Consider the following 18673-nt stretch of genomic DNA (forward strand, 5'->3'; position numbering starts at 1 on the left):
GGCGGTCATGTCGGCGGATTATCGCCGCATTCCATTCGCCGTAGACGACGCAGGCGTACGACGACCGGCCAGCGGCTCGCCACGACCTGATGCTAATGCCCGCCAGCGACCGACAGCGCTTCAATGACCGCTTCCTGCTTGTCGAGATTGAAGCGTTCTGTTTCCGATCGGATGCGGCCCACATTCGTCCAGCGTTCAGCCAGCGCCGCGCTCTCCTCCAGCCGTCCGGCCCGCCGCGTCGCCGACGCCAGCGCGTTCGCCAGAAGCGTGAAGAAAAGCGGGAATCCGACGTCGCTGCGGGATATTCCCTCCGCGACGTCAAGCATCCGCGCGACGCTCATGCCAGCCAAAGCTTCCTGCGCAACGCCAGCCAACGCACCGCCTTTGTCAGCAAGCAACGCAATCGCGCGCCCCGGCGATCCCTGCGCCAGCGGGAGCACGCGCTCGATCTCCGACGGCTCCGCATCGCTCGCCTCGAGCATCAGAACGGCGCGCACCGACGCGTCGTCCAACGGCGGCACGGTCAACGTCCGGCACCGGCTGCGAATAGTGGGCAGGAGCCGCCCCGGCGTCGCACAAGTCAGAAGCAGAATCGCCCGATTGGGCGGTTCCTCAAGCACCTTAAGCAGCGCATTCGCCGCGTTGCGGTTCATCGTATCGACGTTGTCGACCAGCACCACCCGCCACCCGCCCTCAGCGGCCGTCCGATGGAGAAAGGCGCCAATCGGCCGAATCTCATCCGCGACGATTTCACCGCGAAAACGCTGCTTTTTCTCGTCGTAACTGCGGCCGATGGCCAGAAGGTCCGGGTGGGAGCCCGCCGTCACCTGCCTGCCCGCCGAAGAAGCCTCGTCTTCGCCGTTGAGCAAAATTCGAGCCATGCGAAAAGCCAGAGCAGCCTTGCCGATACCTTCTGGTCCGGTGAGCAGCCAGGCGTGATGAAGCCTGCCGGTCGCAAACGCATTTCTGAAGGCCGCAAGACTGGCCTGATGTCCCGTCAGGGACATGGAGGCTCTTCGCGCCTTGTCGAGCGGTCGCTCTTCCGTCGCTATCGGAGCCGCCGCGCTCGCGGTCTTGGAGCGTGAACCTCGGGGCGCGGCCATCGCTACCGCGCCTTCAGGAAAGATTCGATCCGACTGGCGACGGTGGCGGTGATCGTCTCCGGGCTGTCAACATCGGAGGATACACGAAGAAAACGCCCCGGCTCCGACGAAGCAACTGCGGCGAACCCTTCCGTCACCCGCAGGTGAAAAGACGGGTCAGCCTGCTCGTAACGATCGAGAGCAGCCACACCGCCGGTTATGGCCGCCGTACGGGCCTCTATCCGGCGACGCCCTATGGCTGGAGCGACTTCAAACAGGATAGTGAGATCCGGGGCGAGCCCCACCTCGCGGCTCAGCCGCGCGATAAGGGCGAGAACGGCCGGGTCGGCGTGTCCTTGTCCATATCCTTGATAAGCCATCGTGGAGTCGAAAAAACGATCGCATAGAACGATCCGTCCTGCCTCGATCGCCGGACGGATCACATTGTCGACGTGGTCGCAACGGGCTGCAAAGTGAGCCATGATTTCAGCCCGCAACGAAAACGTTACGCCGCCGAACAACAGCAGTTCTCGCAATGCCTCCGCCGCAGGCGAGCCGCCGGGCTCCCGGGTCGTCAGTACGTCATATCCCATGCGGGTCAGAACCGGGGCCAAAGCGCGCAGTTGCGTAGACTTCCCCGCGCCTTCGCCTCCTTCCAGCGTGATGAAAACGCCCCGCGTCATTGCTGCTCCATTGCCCACCACACCATCGAGGCCAGGTTCGTCCAGTTATTGTCGCCGCCTTTGAAGAGCGGTCGAATGAATTGACGGTAGATATTAATAAATTTATTTAAAAACAACTCGCTACATACGTTTTCCAACAAAACACTTCACTGAATATGTCGCCAAAGAAAAAAGCCAATTGCAAATGGGGCGCGTTCAAAGTCATCTCACAAGGCGTCATTTTTTATTTCAAAAACAACGCCATGCGCAATCACACCTCGACTGAATCTCTTCAGTGTCCGCCCAGCCCCAGGCGATAAGCGACACGCCCGCCAAACCCGAGCTTCCCCGTACCCTCACTTGCGATCAGTGGAACTGAGAGAGACGTCGCCGCTGACGGCTGGGGAGCGATCGGCGCCACACCACCTGCAACGGGCGCCGGGGTGGGCGCTGGCGGAACTGCCGCCGGCGCACCAGCGATCGTCACGGTCAGGCGCCCGATCTCCTGCCCGGCCGCAACCGGCGCGATCAACGGAGATGCATAATCCACGCCGACCTGGACGCGAGATTGCCAGCCATGAGGCAGAACCATGGTGACGTCACGCGCCACAGCGACCGGCACGGTTCGCGCTTCGCCCATCCAGACCGGCGCCTGATCGACGATCTGCCCCTTACGAACGATCGTCGCGGTTTCAAAATTCGCGAACGCCCATGACAAAAGGCGCTCTCCCTCATGCGCGCGCTCATTCGAAGAGGCCATGCCATTCAAAGCCATGACGACACGACGGTCGCCGCGAAGTGAGGACGCACAAAGTCCGAAACCGCCAGCGTCCGTGTGTCCTGTCTTCAACCCGTCGGCCAGCCCTTTGTCGACCAGAACGTTACGGTTTCCTTGACTTATCTTGTTGAATTTAAAATCTTTTTCCGAAAAATAGTGATAATACTGCGGAAAATCCCTGATCAGATGCGTCGCAATGGTGGAAACGTCTCTCGCGGACATGTAGTGGCCTTCCGCAGGCCAGCCGGTCGAGTTCATGAAGTGACTGTTGGTCATGCCCAGCTTCGCGGCGGTGTCATTCATCAGCGCGACGAACTGCTCCTCCGACCCTGAAATACCCTCAGCCAGCACGATGCAGGCGTCATTGCCCGACTGGATGAGCATTCCTTGAATCAGTTCCTCGACCGCCACGCTTTCGCCGAGCGGCACGAACATCTTCGATCCCTGCATGCGCCAGGCGCGCTCGCTGACCGGCAGGGACTGGTCGAGCTTCAGCCTGCCGGACTGCAGCATTCCGAACACGACATAGGCGGTCATCATCTTGGTGAGGGATGATGGCGGCATCCGCTCGTCCGCCGCCTTTTCCATCAACACGATGCCGGAATTGAAATCGACGATGCACACCCAGCGGGCGACGGTGTCCACCGGTCCGATCGGCGTTGTCGCGGGCGCGCCGCCAGTCGCAACGACGGCGCCGGAGTCATCGGTCGCCTTCGACGCTGCGGGCTTGTGCGTCGCATGACCGCCACGACGCGGGTGCGCGGCCAAAGCCGCGTCAAGGTTTCCAGAAAGGCCGGAAACGCCACCGGCAAGGGCGGCTGCGCCGCTGGCGAGAAGTATGCGTCGGGTCTGCACGTTCAAATCCTATTCGACGACGATATGAGCGCCGGTTAACCCGATCGCCAGTGCGCGGTCCAGAGCAGCGTCCGCCTCGTCCACCCCGTTGAAAGGGCCGACGCGCACCGTCCAGGCCGGACCGCTTCCGACTGGACTGGGCCACACGGTTCCCCCAGCCCGAATCGCCTCCATCGAGGCGTAACGTCGCTGGGTGAAACGTCCAGTCTCTACCCATAATCCACCCGGACGCGGAAATCCCTGTCGGTATGACACAGGGAATCGAGGCAAGGCGATTTCGCCCGTAACAGCGGCGCCAGACGCGCCGGTCCTCGGGTCGACACGCACGACGCCGGGTGCTGACGTCCCGGGCGGCGGCAGTTCTTGCCGCGTTACGGTCGCAACCGGCGCCGCCTGCAGCGCAAGCATGGGGCCGCCAGGCAGAGTTTCGGCGTATCCTCGGCTTGACGCCTCGATCTCCTCGACCTCCACGCGCGCGGGTCCGGCGCCCATGCCCAGCGCCGCCGCTGCGCGAGGCGTGAGCGAGATAAGCCGCCCCCGTCTGGCTGGACCGCGATCATCAAGGCGCACGTCGATCTCACGCCCATTTTCCAGATTGCGGACAGTGACGTCCACGGGCAGTTGTAGCGTCGGGTGCGATCCCGCCATCGCCTGCGGATCGTAGACCTCGCCGTCGGCGGTTGTCCCGACAGGGCGAGCGTCAGCGTCCACCAGGGCGAGTCCCGTTTCCCGATAGGAAAACTCTTCTCGCGGGTACCGCCAAAGGCCGTCCGCCTGATAGGCGGCGCCTACGACGTAGTGCGGATGCGCAGTCGGCGGCGACGAGGCCTGACGGCAGGAGACCAGACCAAGCGCCGACGCCCCAAGGGCGCCGCTCAACCTCAGGCTCCACGCTCCTCGCCTTGCGGCATGTCGCGGCGCACCGGGCGCCCGCCGCAAAGCGCGAGCGGAAATCATGTCGTCATCAGGCCCATCAGACCGACGCCGAGCGCATAGTAGTCCGAGGGGTTGTAGCGGCGGATCACATCGAAATTGTGATAAACCATGAACGCCTCGCCGCCCGGCCCGTCAGGCCGCACGACAGCGCCAATAACGTCTTCATGCGAAAAACGACCACCGTCCTGACGCCGCACTCCGGCCGCCATCCATTGAGCCAGCGAACGCTTATGCTCGCGCCCGATTTCCGCCTGCTGCAACGTGTCCGGCGCCTGAATCGCCTGCCCCCACGGCTCGCCCGACAGCCAGCCACAGCGTGAGAGGTAGTTTGCGATAGACGACAAAACGTCAGGCACGCTCGTCCAGATATTTGCAGGACCGGCGCCATCGAAAGAATGGGCGTAGCTCAGATAAGCGCTGGGCATGAATTGCGGCTGCCCCATCGCCCCTGCGTAACTTCCGACCATGCCGGATGGCGGGATGCCACGCTCGTTCAGTATTTTCAGCGCCTTGAGCAGTTCGGATCGGAAAAACGCGGCGCGGCGCCCGTCGAAAGCAAGCGTCGCAAGAGCGTCGATGACGTTGAAATGGCCGGTCAGCTTGCCGTAGTAGGATTCGAGCCCCCAAATTCCCATAATCGGCGTCTCGTCTACGCTCAAGCGCGAGGAAACCTGCCCGATCAGCGACTGGTTTGTCGCGTAGGCCGCTTTTCCGGCGTCTATTTTTCCGGTGCTGAGCACTTTGGCGCGGTACTGCGCCCAGGTAAGCGTGAACTCCGGCTGGTGACGATCGAGTTCCAGCACCTTCGCATTCGGTCGTTGCGTCAGCGACAGGGCTTCGGTCACCAGCGACGACGACAGGCCCATGCCGACCGCCTGACTGTGGACCCCGGCAAGAAATGCTTCGTAGGCGCCCGCCCCGCCGGACGCCACTGCGCGATGAGCAACTGCCCGCGCCAAAACCGGGCGGGGCGCAACAGACAGAGCCGCCACGCCACCCAGCAGGGCGCGCGAAACAGCCCGCCGTCCGGTTTGCTTGCGTGTTCCGGTTTGCTCAGGCGCGATGACAGGTTCGGGCGTGGACATCGTCAGTTTACTTCCGGACGCAGGCTACGGCGTTCAGAGACGCCGTACATGATGAAATGAACGAACGGATTGAGTTGCGCCGCGAGCACGTCGGGATTCGCTTCAAGATAAGCGTTGCAATCGAAGTGCGGGTTTGGGTTCCGTCCTTCCCGCCAGCCACACTCCATGAAATGCGTCGCGGGATCGACCCCAGCGGCCGCGACATCAGGGTAGTTCGCCGCATACCATTCCCGGTCGAAGTAGAACAATGCAGTCGGCATTCCGTCACGCTTCACGTCGGGCACAGGCGCACCGTCAGCCGCGGCAGGCGCAAATCGCTTACCGCCGAATGCGGCTGGAACGCCTTTTCCGCGCGCCGTCTTCGGTTTCGGATCGAGTTTTGTGGTTGACGGCTTCTGCTTGAGGGCCTGGGCGGCGGAAGCGCGTGTATAGGAGCGCGAAGAGGTTCTGGATGTAGCGGATTTCAAAACATGATCCTGTCGCTGCATTGCTCAGCGCGCCACCATGCAAGGAGCGCGCACCCGCTCTGTGTCCTCAAATTTATGGCGGAAGCGCGGCGACGCAGCAAGGGAGCGCACGGATCATGCGAGGGATCGGCCTCTGGCGCCGCTCAGGTGCCCCGGCGACGATTGGCCAGTGAACGCCCGATCGTGCAAAGAGCGCGCATGTCGCTTCCTTCCCTTTCTTCCTGGCTGGCCGTTTCTGTCCACGACCCGGCGCTGCAGGCCGTGGCGATTCTCCTGGCGACTTTTGTTCTTGAGGACGGTGCGACCCTGCTCACGGCGATCGCCGTTGGCGACGGCCTTATCGCATGGCCGCTCGCCCTTTCGGCGCTATATACAGGAATCATCATCGGCGACGCCGGTCTATACGGCCTTGGTCGCCTGGCGGCATTCTGGCCGCGCGCACGACGTTGGGCGCCCGCGGAAAAGACTCGCCAGATGACAGTAATCACCGATGACTCACGCGGGTGGTCGGCCCAGATCAAAAAGCGATTCGCACCCAGCGCGCCGGAAGGTGGCGCTCTCTGGTGGCGCGGAGCCGCATTGTTCCGCGTGGTGTTCATCTGCCGGTTCATTCCCGGGACGCGTCTTCCCGTCTACACGGCGTCCGGGTTCTTCGGCGCAGGGTTCATCATCTTCATGCTGGCGACCGCGATCGCCACGCTGTTTTGGACAAGCGCGCTGTTTGCGCTATCGCTTCACGTCGGCAGACCCCTACTCGACGCACTGGGGCCATGGCGTTGGCTCGGCGTCATTGGTTTTCTTGCCGCGATTGTTTTTGTCGGTCGGCATATTTCTGGCGGCGGAAAACACGCCTGACGACGAGAACGTCGACGGATCGAAACACGATACGGATTTGCTCATGACCTTTATGCCCCGCGCGCCCCGTGAGTTCGCAGCCTCCTCAGACGTTCCCGATTATGGGGTTCTGGCCACCCGCGCGTTTCAGGGCGAAGCGTCGCCAAAACAAGAGAGCCGTTCAGGAGCGGCTCGCGAAACCGGCGGACCGGTCAGCTTCTTCGAGTTCTGGCCCGGCTGGCTGTTTTATACGCCGATCGTCGCCTACTGGATCATGATGGGTTTGCGTTATCGCGATTTTGGCCTGCCCACAGCAGCCAATCCGCGGATCGCGACTGGCGGGCTGTGCGGCGAGAGCAAGACATCCATTCTGGACATGGCCGGGCCAGTCGCACGCCCTTGGATCGCGCCTTACGTCATTCTCGACACGGATTCTGAGGATCTGAAGCGCGCGGAGGCTGCTCTGGCGTCGGCGTCCCTCAGCTTGCCCGTAGTGGTGAAGCCCGACATCGGATGCAATGGAACCGGGGTCAAGCTCGTGCGAACGCGGGAGGCGCTGGCCGACGCGTTGGCCGCCTTTCCTCGCGGCGTCCGCCTGATCATCCAGCGGCTGATCCCATACGAACACGAAGCCGGGCTGTTCTACATTCGCCATCCTGACGAGCCGACCGGACGCATCAGCTCCATCACATACAAGGACGTGCCGTTTCTCACGGGCGACGGGGTTTCTACGGTCGAACAGTTACTGCTTTCCGATCCGCGCACCCGTCTGGTGCCGCACCTTTATCGCGAACGCCTTTCCGAGCGCCTGACCGAGGTGCTTCCCCAGGGCGCGGGACTTCCCCTGGTGTTCACCGGCAATCACTGCAAGGGATCTGTGTTCCGCAACGGCGCAACCGACATCACGCCCGCGCTCGTGGCTGCGCTCGATCGGATCATGACCGATATTCCGGACTTTCACTTCGGGCGTGTAGACGTGAAATTTGAGTCAGTCGATGCTCTCCGTCGAGGCGAGGGCTTCGAAATTATCGAGATCAACGGGGTCGGTTCAGAAGCGACGCATATTTGGGACGCCACCACTACGTTGCGGGAAGCCTACGCCACGCAGTTTCATCACTACGGCGAGAGCTTTCGGATTGGCGCGAAGAAGAAACGAGCCGGCTGGAAATCCTGCTCAGTGAGGGAAGGTGTAAGATTGTGGCGCGAGCAGCGCCGCCTGATGCGTTCCTACCCGCTTAACGATTGATTGTAATTAACTGATTTTATTGAACGATATTTTTAAAAATGGCCCACTATTTAACGCGTCAAGAGACTCTCTACGGTTTGGCACGACATGCTCGTTTTGCCTAGACCGGATCCTGGCCCGCCTAAATTTTCCTATCAAAAAATGCAGGTAACGTCTTGATTTTCAATTATTTTAAATATCTTCGATTTGATAATCAAAAGTGCATCAAATATCCGCTTTGGTCCCCAAGGGAGGCCGTATAGCAAATCCATGCAGTATCAGCTTCGCGTCCTATCAAACAAACGGCGATGCAAAACAGTATTTTCAATAAATTAGTTCGTTAGGTGATATCTCTTAGAAATCAGTTCATTTCATTTTCAGCTTAATCCGGCAAACCGCCGTTACCAAAAATGTAATTGCTCACCTGCTGCTCAAGACTCATGGGCTCACGTGTATTGGCAAGCACGTCTCCGGCCTTGGTCAACACGGAGGAAGCGCCCGGTTCAATGATCAGGGCGTTGTCGCCCGACATCGTGGCGCTGCCCACCGAGAGCGTGCTGTCAGTCGGGAAATGCAAACGGTCGTCAACCTCAAACGCCACCTCCGCCATGGCGCTGGCGGGATTGAGGCGAATCGTATCGACGCGACCTACAGGAACGCCGGAAATCATCACATCCGCCCCCGGGGCGAGGCCATTCGCCGAAATGAAGCGCGCAGAAAGAGGATAACGTTTTGCGCCGAAGTCAGTCTGCAGGCCATGCGCGTAGAGGGCGAATCCGGCGGTAAGTGCGATCACTGCCGTGCTAAACAGCAGCGGACCGCCTTTTCTGCGTATCGCCATCAGATGTCGTCCCCCTCGTCAAACCGACGCCAACGCGTCTCAGGGCGGAGTAAGCGTGAGCGTCCCCTTCGCCGTCAAGCGCCGCGCCACCCAGAATCGGCGCGCCGACAGGTATCGCTCTCTTTAAGGGCAGTCTAATACTTATGCCCGGCGGTCCTGCACGGAAGCGCCCCGGCGCGTAGACGCCGTGCCCATGAGACCCTCACAAACCGGATTGCCGCATGACGCTGATACAGGCCCTCGTGATCGCTATTCTCCAGGGGGCTACCGAGCTCTTCCCTGTCAGCAGTCTCGGGCATGCTGTTCTGCTTCCCGCGCTTCTTCACTGGCCTTTCAACGAAAATGACGAGACGTTCCTCCCGTTCCTCGTGATGCTCCATCTGGGGACCTCGGTCGCGCTGTTCGTGTTCTTCTGGCGTGACTGGGCCGCTATTTTCCGCGGCCTTTTCGGGTTCGACAACGCGCAGCGACGGGTGGAGAGCCTTAAGATCATCATGTTGCTGGTCATCGCCACGATCCCGGCGATTATCGTGGGCGGCCTGTTCGATCATCTTCTGAAGCATCTGTTCGGCGCGCCGCTTGCGGCGGCCAGCTTCCTGATCCTGAACGGATTGTTGCTGTTGTCCGTCGAACGCCTGCGTGGCCGGATTGGAGCGGATATTTCCGACCGCCCGATAGCAAGCCTGACCTCGCGCGACGCGCTGATCATCGGCTGTTTCCAATGTCTGGCCCTGTTCCCCGGCCTCTCGCGCTCCGGCGCGACGATCGCGGGCGGCCTGCTGCGCGGCCTGCATCATGACGTAGCGGCGCGTTTCTCATTCCTGATGGCGGAGCCGGTCATTCTGGCGGCGACGGCGCATCAGGTGATGAAGATGCGCCACATGACCATCAGCCACGAGCAGATCCAGATCGGTCTGATCGCGGCGGTCGTCTCCGGAATCACCGCACTGATCAGCACGGCCGCGCTGATGCGGTATTTCCGCAACCATGACAACTGGGCGCTCGCGCCGTTCGCCTATTACTGCATCGCGGTCGGTCTGGGTGCGCTGGCGATACTCGGCGGCGCGCTGTAAGACCTGCCACGCCGCGCAACGGCGACGTTTTCGTCCCGCCCGCTTCCGAGCATGGCGTCGGACAGCGTCGTTCTTCGTTTGCACGTTTGTTCCTGTAGGATAACGTTCCGATGGGGCGCGGCGGCGACGTCGTGCGGACGGGGCTGACTCCAGTTCCCGTGATTGATGCGACCGCCACCCTGCAAAGCGGCGCTCTCGCGCATAGATGGAGACAAGTCGACGACCATGCCCAGCCCACAGCCCGGCCTGCGGTCCGACAGCGCGCCCGCCTCGCCGACCGACAAGAGTTTTTTCGCCCGGGGCGCGCTCCGGAAGTCGGTCGAGACGATTGAAAAGGAGAACGAGAGTCACGGCCTTCGCCGCAGCCTCGGCCCCGTGCAATTGACCATGCTTGGCGTCGGTTCGACCATCGGGGCGGGCATCTACGTGATGACCGGCACCGCCGCCGCCAATTACGCCGGACCGGCCATTCTCCTGTCTTTCGTCATCGCGGGCCTGGCCTGCCTGTTTACGGCGCTTTCCTACGGCGAACTGGCTTCGGCAATGCCGGTTTCCGGATCCGCCTACAGCTACGCTTATGTCTCGCTGGGCGAACGCGCGGCGTGGTGGGTCGGCTGGCTGCTGCTGCTTGAATACGGCATCTCATGCGCCGGCGTGGCCTCAGGCTTTTCCGGCTATGCGGTCAGCCTGCTCGGCGATCTGGGCGTCCATGTGCCGGCCGCCCTGCATACAACACTCATCCAGACGACGATGACCCCCGCGGGAATGCACGCCGTAGTTGGGCCGCGCATCGATGTTGTCGGCGCGGGCGTGGTTCTGTTCGTCACCGTGTTTCTGGTGATGGGGGTCGAGGAATCGGTGCGCATCAACACCGCGATCGTCATTCTGAAGGTCGGCGTATTGCTGATTTTTATGGTCGTTGGTCTGCGCGCCATCCATCCGGCTTACTGGACGCCGTTTATCCCGCCTTCGGAAGGATCGTTCCACTACGGAATTCCCGGTATTTTCCGTGCAGCTTCCATCATCTTCTTCGCGTATGTCGGCTTCGAGGCCGTTTCGACGGCATCCTCGGAGGCGCGAAACCCGCGGCGCGATATTCCGATTGGCGTGATTGGTTCTCTGTTGATCTGCACTGTCGTCTATATCTGCGTCGCCGCCGTGCTCATCGGGGTTGTGCCGTGGAGAACGCTGGACGTCGCAGACCCGCTGGCTCTCGCAGTCGACGCGATCGGCTGGCCGTGGCTGGCGCTTTTGGTGAAAGTCGGCGCGGTGATCGGACTGTGCTCCGTCCTGTTCGGACTGCTGTATGGCCAGAGCCGGATTTTCTTCACGATCGCCCGTGACGGACTGCTGCCTCCCGCCTTCTGCATCCTGCATCCCCGCTTCCGCACACCGTGGAAGGGCGCGATCATTCTCGGCGCGACCGTGGCGCTTGCGACGGCCTTTCTTCCGATCGACATCATCAGCGATCTGGTGAGCATCGGCACGGCGTCCGCATTCGGCGTGGTGTGCCTGACCGTCATCTGGGACCGTAACGCACGTCCCGATGCGATTCGGCCCTTTCGGGTGCCGTTGGGCGGCGTGCGGATTCGCGGCGTTTGGATCGGCATTGCGCCTGCTCTGGGCATCGCTTTCTGCCTGATCATGGTCGGGCCGCTGTTCATCGACGTGGTGAGGGATTTGCTCGCCGGGAATCCGACGCCTGCGATTCTCCTTGCCTGTTATTTCGCATTGGGCGCCGGAATTTACCGCTATTACGGGCTGAAACACTCGCATCTTCGGGCTTCGACGACGTCATGAACCCTCTGCGCCTTGACTTGGCTGGGCCACGCGGATAGTTCACCCACCACCGGCGCGATGGCGGCGTAGCTCAGCGGTAGAGCAGGGGAATCATAATCCCTTGGTCGGCGGTTCAAATCCGTCCGCCGCTACCATCGGCCGGTAATTTCTCCAGTTAAAAACGACTATTTAAACGCTTGCCAGGCCATCGCGGCTTGACGGCTGAGCGTCTCATCCCTTTGCTCAATGAGCCAGGGTGATCAATTGCGGGAACTGGCGGCGGGCGCGGCAGGCGTCGTAACAACGCGCAGCAGGCGGTCCCATGTCATCACGGTCTCCCCTCGCCATCGTCACCATGACCTATAATGAGGGCGATCTGGTCTCTGTCTGGTGTCGTCATTACGCGACGCAGGTCGGGGACGCCCGGTGTTACGTCATCGATCACGGATCGACAGATGGAAGCGTTTCCGATCTGGGAGACGTGAACATCGTGCGCATCCCCCGGTCTCCGCAGGATGACAAGATGAGAGCAGGATTCCTCTCCTGCTTCTGCGCCTCTTTGCTGTGTTGGTACGACGCGGTGATCTACGTCGATATTGACGAGTTTCTGGTGGCGGATCCCGCACGGCACAACTCGCTGCTCGGCTATGCCGCGTCCGTGGAACAAGATGGCGTCAGAACCGCTATTGGCTTCGACGTTATTCACCCGTCCAGCGAAGAGCCGGCGATGGACTGGATCCGCCCGGTCAGCGAGCAGCGGCGGTGGCTGCGGTTCTCGAGCGCGATGTGCAAACCCGTTCTGATCCGCCAACCTGTGTCATGGGCGCCCGGTTTCCACTGCATCGACGCCCCACCGCGTTTCGACGATCTCTATCTCTTTCACCTTCGTTACGCCGATCGCGACGCCGGGCTGTCACGTCTGGCCCGCACGCGCACGCAGCCATGGAAACGGCAGGACGCCGGGATGCACCAACGCATGGCGGACGATCACTGGGACGCCATGCTTTCCGGCATGGCGGGGCTGGAACGTCGTGACGACATTGTTCTGGGAGAGAACGATCCGGCCCTGCGCGAATGGCTTGCGCGCGTGATGGAGAGCGCAGAATCCCGAACTGAAGAACTTTACAAGATCGATCTGCATCTTTCTGGCGACGCTCTCTGGCGGCTGCCGGACCGGTTTGTCGGGACGTTTTAGGATGTCGCCGGATCGGATGAAACGGACGCGACGAATCGACTTCCGCGCTACAAAACAGCGTTTTTACCCGCGTGGGAGACAAGACCACCGGCGCGATCTGTCCTAATCGCGATGGAACGGGCGAAGGTCATGAAGAGAACGGCAGGCAAGGCAACGACGTGAGGAAGCTCGCGCTCCCTAGACCACCCCTCCAGCGGTCTCCTCCAACGCCTCTCGCATCTCCTCCACGAGCGCTTCAAGCGCCGGGGGCAACCAGCGCGCCTCCCGAACATAGACGCCCAGATCAGTCAGCGCGTTTGCATCGTCGAGCGGCACATGCACCAGCCCGGTATCGCCCGGCTCCAGCGCCAGAGGCGACTGGAACGCGATACCCGCGCCTGCCGCCGCCATGCGGTTCATCAACTCGATCGAGCCCGTTTCGAGCACCACGTCCAGCTTGTCCCGGTATGGCCTGAGAAGCGGCTGCAGAACCCATTGCAACGAAAGAGAGCGTGACGGAAGAATCAGGCGATGCGTGACACATTCCGCCATCGTAACCGCCGCCTTCCCCGCAATCGGGTGACCAACGGGGGTAAGGACGCCCAGGGGGAAATTGACTCTCGCGACCGGCATGAGATCGTTTGTCGGCGGCATCGAAAACGCCACCCCCAGATCGGTTCGCCCCTGCGCGAGCGCGTCGGCAATCATGTCAGGCGCTCCGGGTTCGACATGAAGGTTGACGCCAGGATGACGCGTCATCATGCGCTGCAGCACACGCACGAGAAGACCGCCCATAACCCCGGTCACGGCCATGATCCTGATGCTCCCTGCCCTCGCGCCCCTGAGCGCCGCAAGCCGCTCGTCGGTGCGCGTGGCGTCCTGAACCACCGTGACGATGTGGCGGGCCACAAGCTCCCCTGCCGCCGTCAGGGCCATGCCGCCCGGCAGCCGATCGAACAACGGCGCGCCGATCTCGGCTTCCATCTGCCCCAATTGCCGCGTCAGCGCGGACGGCGTCACGTTCAGCTGACGGGCCGCCTCCCGGATGGAGCCATGCTGGCGCACGGCGTCAAAATACAGCAACGCCCGGTCATGAAGGCGCAGCACGCGTCCAAGACGCCAATCCATTACGACGTTCTCTCCAAAGGCTTGGCGTGCAGCAGACGTTCGACGATTTCGGCGGCGACAAGGGCCGCGATCACTTCAGGCCTCTTGTCGCGCACTCCGCGATCACCGATCGGGCAGATCAGCGTTGCGATCCGCTCGTCAGGCAAACCAATTTCACGAAAGCTGCTTTCAAACTTGCGGCGCTTCGTCGTCGATCCGATCATGCCGACATAAGCGAAATCTCCACGCTCAAGTAGCGCCGCGACGACCAACGCATCCAGAGCATGGCTGTGCGTGAGCACGAGGGCGCCAGAACCTGAAGGCGCGTCGGCGACGATGTTTTCCCAGTCGCCAGTTTCCTCGATCTCCACGCCTTGAGGAATAGCTCCGAATTCCTCAGGCCGTGAGTCCGCCCAGATCAGGCGCAAAGGCAGCGCCGACAATGATGACGCCAGCGCACGACCGACATGGCCCGCCCCGAAAAGGATCAGCGTGGGACGTCTCGCACGTTCCTGTAGCAGCGAACGTTCAAGCGCGTCGAAGCCGTTCGCGTCGAGTCTTTCGATGCGCAGATCGACGCGCCCGCCGCAACACTGCCCTATTTCCGGTCCGAGAGGCACGGACAAGGTCCTTGTTCGCACGTCGCATGAAAGCGCCTCTCGTGCGGCGCAGGTCGCCCGCCACTCCAACTCGCCGCCCCCGATCGTACCACTGGCGGCGTCCGCGCTCACGAGCATGAAGGCCCCGGCCTCGCGTGGCGAGGAGCCCTGCGCCCGCGTGATCGTCACACAGGCGACAGGACGGCCATCGCCCCGCCAGCGGCGCAAGGCTTCGACCTTCTCATCCATCTGCGGGCGCGGAGGCCACGCGGGAACCCGCCGCTTCCCGCAATCTGGCGGCGCAACGCAGGATCGTCTCCGGCGTCGCGGGCGCGTCGAGACGCGGACATGTGCGGTAGTCGTCGATGCTGGCCAGTGCGTCCGAGATCGCGTGCAGGACAGAAAAACCATGCACGAACGGCGGTTCTCCGACGGCCTTGGAGCGGAAGATCGTTTCCTCGCGATTTGGCGCTTCGTCGAGCAGGCGGACGCTGAAAACGCGAGGGCGATCGGAACAACCCGGGATTTTGTAAGTGCTTGGCGCGTGCGTCCGCAAGCGACCAGACGAGTCCCAGACCAGTTCCTCGGTCGTCAGCCAGCCCGCGCCCTGCACAAACGCGCCCTCGACCTGCCCTATATCGATGGCTGGATTTAGTGACCGCCCTGCGTCGTGGAGGATATCGACCCGCTCGATCCGCATTTCTCCGGTCAGCAGGTCCACGGCGACTTCCGAGCAGGCGGCGCCATAGGCGAAGTAGAGAAAAGGGCGGCCGCGGCCAGTGTCCTGATCCCAGTGAATTTTCGGCGTTTTGTAAAAACCGCTGGAGGACAGGGACACCCGTGCGAAGTAAGCCGCTTTCACGAGTTCTGGAAACGGGATGGTGCGATCGCCGACGCTGACGCCGTTGGCGCCGAACGTGACTGCGTCTTCGGCGACTTTCCATTTTTCGGCGGCGAACCCGACCAGCCGGGCCTTGATTCGCGTGACGGCATCAAGCACCGCCATGCCGTTGAGGTCCGCGCCTGACGACGCCGCCGTGGCCGAGGTGTTGGGGACCTTCCCGGTGTTGGTCGCCGTAATGCGCACGCGCGACGCATCGAGCGCCAGTTCGCGCATGACGACCTGCGTCATCTTCGTATGGAGCCCCTGCCCCATCTCGCACCCGCCATGGTTCACCTGCACGGAGCCATCCGTGTAGATATGAACCAGTGCGCCGGCCTGATTGTAATGCGTGGCGGTGAACGCGATGCCGAACTTGACCGGAGTCAGTGCGAGTCCACGCCTGATGAAACGGCTGTCGGCATTGAAGCGCCGAGCCTCCTGTTTGCGTCCGAAATAGTCGCAGTCTTTTGCAAGCGCTTTCATGATATCGGCCGCGATCGAATCCTCGACCTGCATATGATACGGTGTGACGTCACGCGGCGTGCCGGACTCATAGACGTTGCGCAGGCGAACTTCGAGCGGATCGAGGCCGGTGGCGTAAGCGATTTCCTCAATCACCCGCTCCGCGCCGCCAATGCCCTGCGGCCCGCCGAAGCCGCGATAAGCGGTGTTCGACTGCGTGTTGGTGCGCAGCGGCAGGGAGCGCAGCCGAACATCGGGATAGTAATAGGCGTTGTCTGCATGAAACAGCGCACGATCCGTCACAGGTCCTGACAGATCAGCCGACCAGCCGCAGCGTGCGGCCAGTGTCATGTCGACGGCGCGTATCCGACCATCATCGCCAAAACCGACGTCGTATTCGATGTGGAAATCGTGCCGCTTGCCGGTCGACATCATGTCGTCGTCCCGGTCGAGGCGCATCTTGGCAGGCCTGCCCGTCAGGGACGCCGCCAGTGCGGCGAGGCAGGCGACGGCGTTAGCCTGCGTCTCCTTCCCTCCAAAGCCTCCGCCCATTCGGCGGACCTCGACCGTCACCAGCGCACTCGGCAGATTGAGAACGTGGGTGATCATCACCTGCGTTTCGGTCGGGTGCTGGGTAGAGGACCAGACGCGCATCTCCCCGTCCTCGCCGGGGATCGCCATTGCGGCCTGCCCTTCGAGGTAAAAGTGCTCCTGCCCGCCCATAGCCATTTCGCCCGTGAGACGGCGCGGCGCGTCGTTCAGGCCTTTCTCCACATCGCCACGACGCATGGTCAGGGAGCGCCAGACTAGATCGCCGCCCGCCGCCTTCGCCTGAGCGATGTCCAGCACGGGCGGCTCTCGCTCGTAGTCGATTTTGGCGAGCATCGCCGCCGAGCGCGCCTGTGCGCGCGTCTCCGCGACGACGACAAACAGCAACTGCCCACAGAACGAGACATCGTCGCTGGTCAGCAGCGGTTCGTCGTGTTTCCCGACGGGGCTTACGTCGTTCTCGCCGGGTATGTCTGCGGCGGTCAGCACCCGCACGACGCCCGGCGCCGCCCGCACGGCGTCGAGATCCATCGACAGAATGCGTCCGCGCGCCACGGTGGACAGGCCCGGCGCAAGGTGCAGCACCCCCTTGGGTTCAGGCAGATCGTCGATATAGGCGGCAGCGCCTGCTACGTGCAGTTCCGCGCTTTCATGCCGCAAAGAGTGCGAGGCCCGTCCCGGCGGCTGGCCGATCGTTTCATCTTTCGGGATGGCGCCACCCTCAGGCATCGACCGCCTCCGTCGCAGACGCGTAGACAGAAACGCGCGCTCCGTCGGTTGTCTCGGCGTGGAAACGGGTCAGAAGATTTCGCGCAACTTCAAGACGGTACCAAGCACTTGCGCGCATGTCGCTCAACGGAGTGAAGTCCTGCGCCAGTGCTTCCCGCGCGGTCTCCAACGCAGACTCGTCCCACAGACGCCCCATAAGCGCGGCCTCCGCCGCAGCAGCCCGCTTGGGGGTCCCCGCCATGCCGCCGAACGCGAGGCGAACTTCGCTGATCGCGTCGCCTTCGATGCAGAGGGAAAACCCCGCCATCACAGCCGAGATATCCTGATCGAAGCGTTTGGAGACCTTGTATCCAGCGAACAGGGTTCCGGGTTTTGGTATCGGGATGAAAACGCCTTCGACGAATTCGCCGGGCGCTCGATCCTGCACGCCGTAATCAATGAAAAAACTTTCCAGCGGAATCCGCCGACGCGCATCGCCCCGACGCAGCAGAAGCTGCGCACCGGCTGCGATCAGAAGCGGAGGACCATCGCCGATGGGTGATCCATTCGCGATATTGCCGCACACAGTGCCAGAGTTTCGCACAGGCCGGGCGCCGATCCGCCGGATCGTCTCGCGCATTCCTGGCTGGAGCGCGCACAACGCATCCTCCGCTCGGCTCCATGTGACAGCGGCGCCGAGCGTGACGCCCGCTTCCGTCCGTTCGATTCGGTTAAGGTCGGGCGTCTGCCCGATAAAAACCACATGCGGCAGCGCGCGACCTTGCTTGGTCACCCACAGGCCTACATCCGTAGCTCCCGCCACGATCCGGGCACCCGGGGTCGCGACCATGACCGCCGCCAGTTCGTCGGAAGACGCCGGAATGGTGACGCGCCCTTCCGTTCCCTCGAGACTTGCGCCCAGCCCGTCTGCGAGCGCGTCCAGACGTTGTGCGATATCGGCCTCGATAGCGTCGAACCGGTCTGGGCCTGCGTCCAGCGCCTGCTGCATGGCGCGGACGATCGGCGCGTAGCCGGTGCAGCGGCAAAGATTTCCGGCCAGCGCATCGTCGATCTCGGCGTCAGTCGGCGGGCGCCGCATCAACGCGGCGTGTTTGCGGAACGCGACCATCGACATGACGAATCCCGGCGTACAGAAGCCGCATTGCGATCCATGCTGATCGACCATGGCTTTTTGCACCGGGTGCAGCGCGCCGGACGGATCGCGCAAATCCTCCACGGTGTAGACCTGTGCGCCGTCCAGCATCGGCAGGAACTGGATGCATGCGTTGACTGCGTTCCATTGCAGAGCGCCATCCTGGGGCGATCTCCGCACGACGAGGATCGTGCAGGCGCCGCAATCGCCTTCGTTACAGCCTTCCTTGGTTCCCTTGCGACCGCGCGTCTCACGCAGCCAGTCCAGCGCGGTCACGGTCGGCCCGACGTCACGCAGCGTGATCAGTTCGTCGCCCAGCCAGAACCTGATGGCGTCCCGCATATATCCCCCCTCACATGCACGAAACCAGACTGACTGCAGCGTACGCCCCAAACGCTCCCCATCCCCCCGGATGAAACGC

16 protein-coding genes and 1 tRNA gene are annotated in these 18673 nt (G+C 62.4%); 6 read left to right on the forward strand and 11 right to left on the reverse strand.

Annotation, left to right across the window (positions count from 1 at the left end; all coding sequences use genetic code 11):
• Positions 1–92: 92 nt before the first annotated feature.
• The 6 genes from HK28_RS04050 to HK28_RS14215 form a co-directional block, all read right to left on the reverse strand.
• Positions 93–1103 (reverse strand): DNA polymerase III subunit delta', encoded by a 1011-nt coding sequence (locus HK28_RS04050; protein WP_086643338.1) that lies wholly within the window; start codon positions 1101–1103, stop codon positions 93–95.
• Positions 1104–1105: 2 nt separating this feature from the next.
• A complete protein-coding gene (gene tmk / locus HK28_RS04055; RefSeq protein WP_086643339.1) occupies positions 1106–1765 on the reverse strand; it encodes a dTMP kinase in 660 nt (219 codons plus the stop codon).
• 271 nt (positions 1766–2036) lie between these two features.
• A complete protein-coding gene (locus tag HK28_RS04060; RefSeq protein WP_086643377.1) occupies positions 2037–3377 on the reverse strand; it encodes a D-alanyl-D-alanine carboxypeptidase family protein in 1341 nt (446 codons plus the stop codon).
• A gap of 9 nt (positions 3378–3386) precedes the next feature.
• Positions 3387–4256: an RlpA-like double-psi beta-barrel domain-containing protein gene (locus tag HK28_RS04065; protein ID WP_233140339.1), complete on the reverse strand. Its 870-nt coding sequence runs from the start codon at positions 4254–4256 to the stop codon at positions 3387–3389.
• Positions 4257–4330: 74 nt separating this feature from the next.
• Complete coding sequence (locus tag HK28_RS04070; protein WP_086643341.1) at positions 4331–5398, reverse strand: lytic transglycosylase domain-containing protein; 1068 nt, start codon at positions 5396–5398, stop codon at positions 4331–4333.
• 2 nt (positions 5399–5400) lie between these two features.
• Positions 5401–5865, reverse strand: a complete 465-nt coding sequence (locus HK28_RS14215; RefSeq protein WP_233140340.1) for a hypothetical protein — start codon at positions 5863–5865, stop codon at positions 5401–5403.
• Between the two features lie 198 nt (positions 5866–6063).
• Here HK28_RS14215 and HK28_RS04080 point away from each other — a divergent pair, with 198 nt between their 5' ends.
• Both HK28_RS04080 and HK28_RS04085 read left to right on the forward strand, forming a co-directional pair.
• The gene (locus tag HK28_RS04080; protein ID WP_086643379.1) at positions 6064–6720 is read left to right on the forward strand and encodes a DedA family protein; all 657 of its coding nucleotides are present in this window, start codon (positions 6064–6066) and stop codon (positions 6718–6720) included.
• 43 nt (positions 6721–6763) lie between these two features.
• Positions 6764–7945, forward strand: coding sequence for an ATP-grasp domain-containing protein (locus HK28_RS04085; protein WP_233140341.1), 1182 nt, complete (start codon positions 6764–6766; stop codon positions 7943–7945).
• Positions 7946–8306: 361 nt separating this feature from the next.
• On the opposite strand, the gene HK28_RS04090 is transcribed toward HK28_RS04085, so the two are convergent.
• Positions 8307–8765: an MlaD family protein gene (locus HK28_RS04090; protein WP_086643342.1), complete on the reverse strand. Its 459-nt coding sequence runs from the start codon at positions 8763–8765 to the stop codon at positions 8307–8309.
• A gap of 221 nt (positions 8766–8986) precedes the next feature.
• Here HK28_RS04090 and HK28_RS04095 point away from each other — a divergent pair, with 221 nt between their 5' ends.
• The 4 genes from HK28_RS04095 (at position 8987) to HK28_RS04110 (ending at position 12812) form a co-directional block, all read left to right on the forward strand.
• On the forward strand, positions 8987–9838 hold the full coding sequence (locus HK28_RS04095) for an undecaprenyl-diphosphate phosphatase (protein WP_086643343.1): 852 nt from the start codon (positions 8987–8989) through the stop codon (positions 9836–9838).
• 225 nt (positions 9839–10063) lie between these two features.
• Entirely contained in the window at positions 10064–11638 is a 1575-nt protein-coding gene (locus HK28_RS04100; protein ID WP_086643344.1) for an amino acid permease, read from the forward strand.
• A 59-nt stretch (positions 11639–11697) separates the two neighbouring features.
• Positions 11698–11772 (forward strand) — tRNA-Met (locus HK28_RS04105).
• Positions 11773–11939: 167 nt separating this feature from the next.
• Complete coding sequence (locus HK28_RS04110; protein ID WP_086643345.1) at positions 11940–12812, forward strand: glycosyltransferase family 2 protein; 873 nt, start codon at positions 11940–11942, stop codon at positions 12810–12812.
• 177 nt (positions 12813–12989) lie between these two features.
• Here HK28_RS04110 and HK28_RS04115 read toward each other — a convergent pair whose 3' ends face one another.
• The 4 genes from HK28_RS04115 to xdhA are packed head-to-tail and all read right to left on the reverse strand — an operon-like array spanning position 12990 to position 18594.
• Positions 12990–13919 (reverse strand): LysR family transcriptional regulator, encoded by a 930-nt coding sequence (locus HK28_RS04115; protein WP_086643346.1) that lies wholly within the window; start codon positions 13917–13919, stop codon positions 12990–12992.
• Entirely contained in the window at positions 13919–14746 is an 828-nt protein-coding gene (gene xdhC, locus HK28_RS04120) for a xanthine dehydrogenase accessory protein XdhC (protein ID WP_086643347.1), read from the reverse strand. Before xdhC ends, HK28_RS04115 begins: the two co-directional genes overlap by 1 nt.
• Positions 14739–17120, reverse strand: coding sequence for a xanthine dehydrogenase molybdopterin binding subunit (xdhB, locus tag HK28_RS04125; protein WP_086643348.1), 2382 nt, complete (start codon positions 17118–17120; stop codon positions 14739–14741). Before xdhB ends, xdhC begins: the two co-directional genes overlap by 8 nt.
• Positions 17113–18594 (reverse strand): xanthine dehydrogenase small subunit, encoded by a 1482-nt coding sequence (gene xdhA, locus HK28_RS04130; protein WP_086643349.1) that lies wholly within the window; start codon positions 18592–18594, stop codon positions 17113–17115. Before xdhA ends, xdhB begins: the two co-directional genes overlap by 8 nt.
• Between the last annotated feature and the right edge of the window lie 79 nt (positions 18595–18673).

Source organism: Acetobacter sp. DsW_063, assembly GCF_002153745.1.
In the GTDB taxonomy this organism is placed as follows: domain Bacteria; phylum Pseudomonadota; class Alphaproteobacteria; order Acetobacterales; family Acetobacteraceae; genus Acetobacter.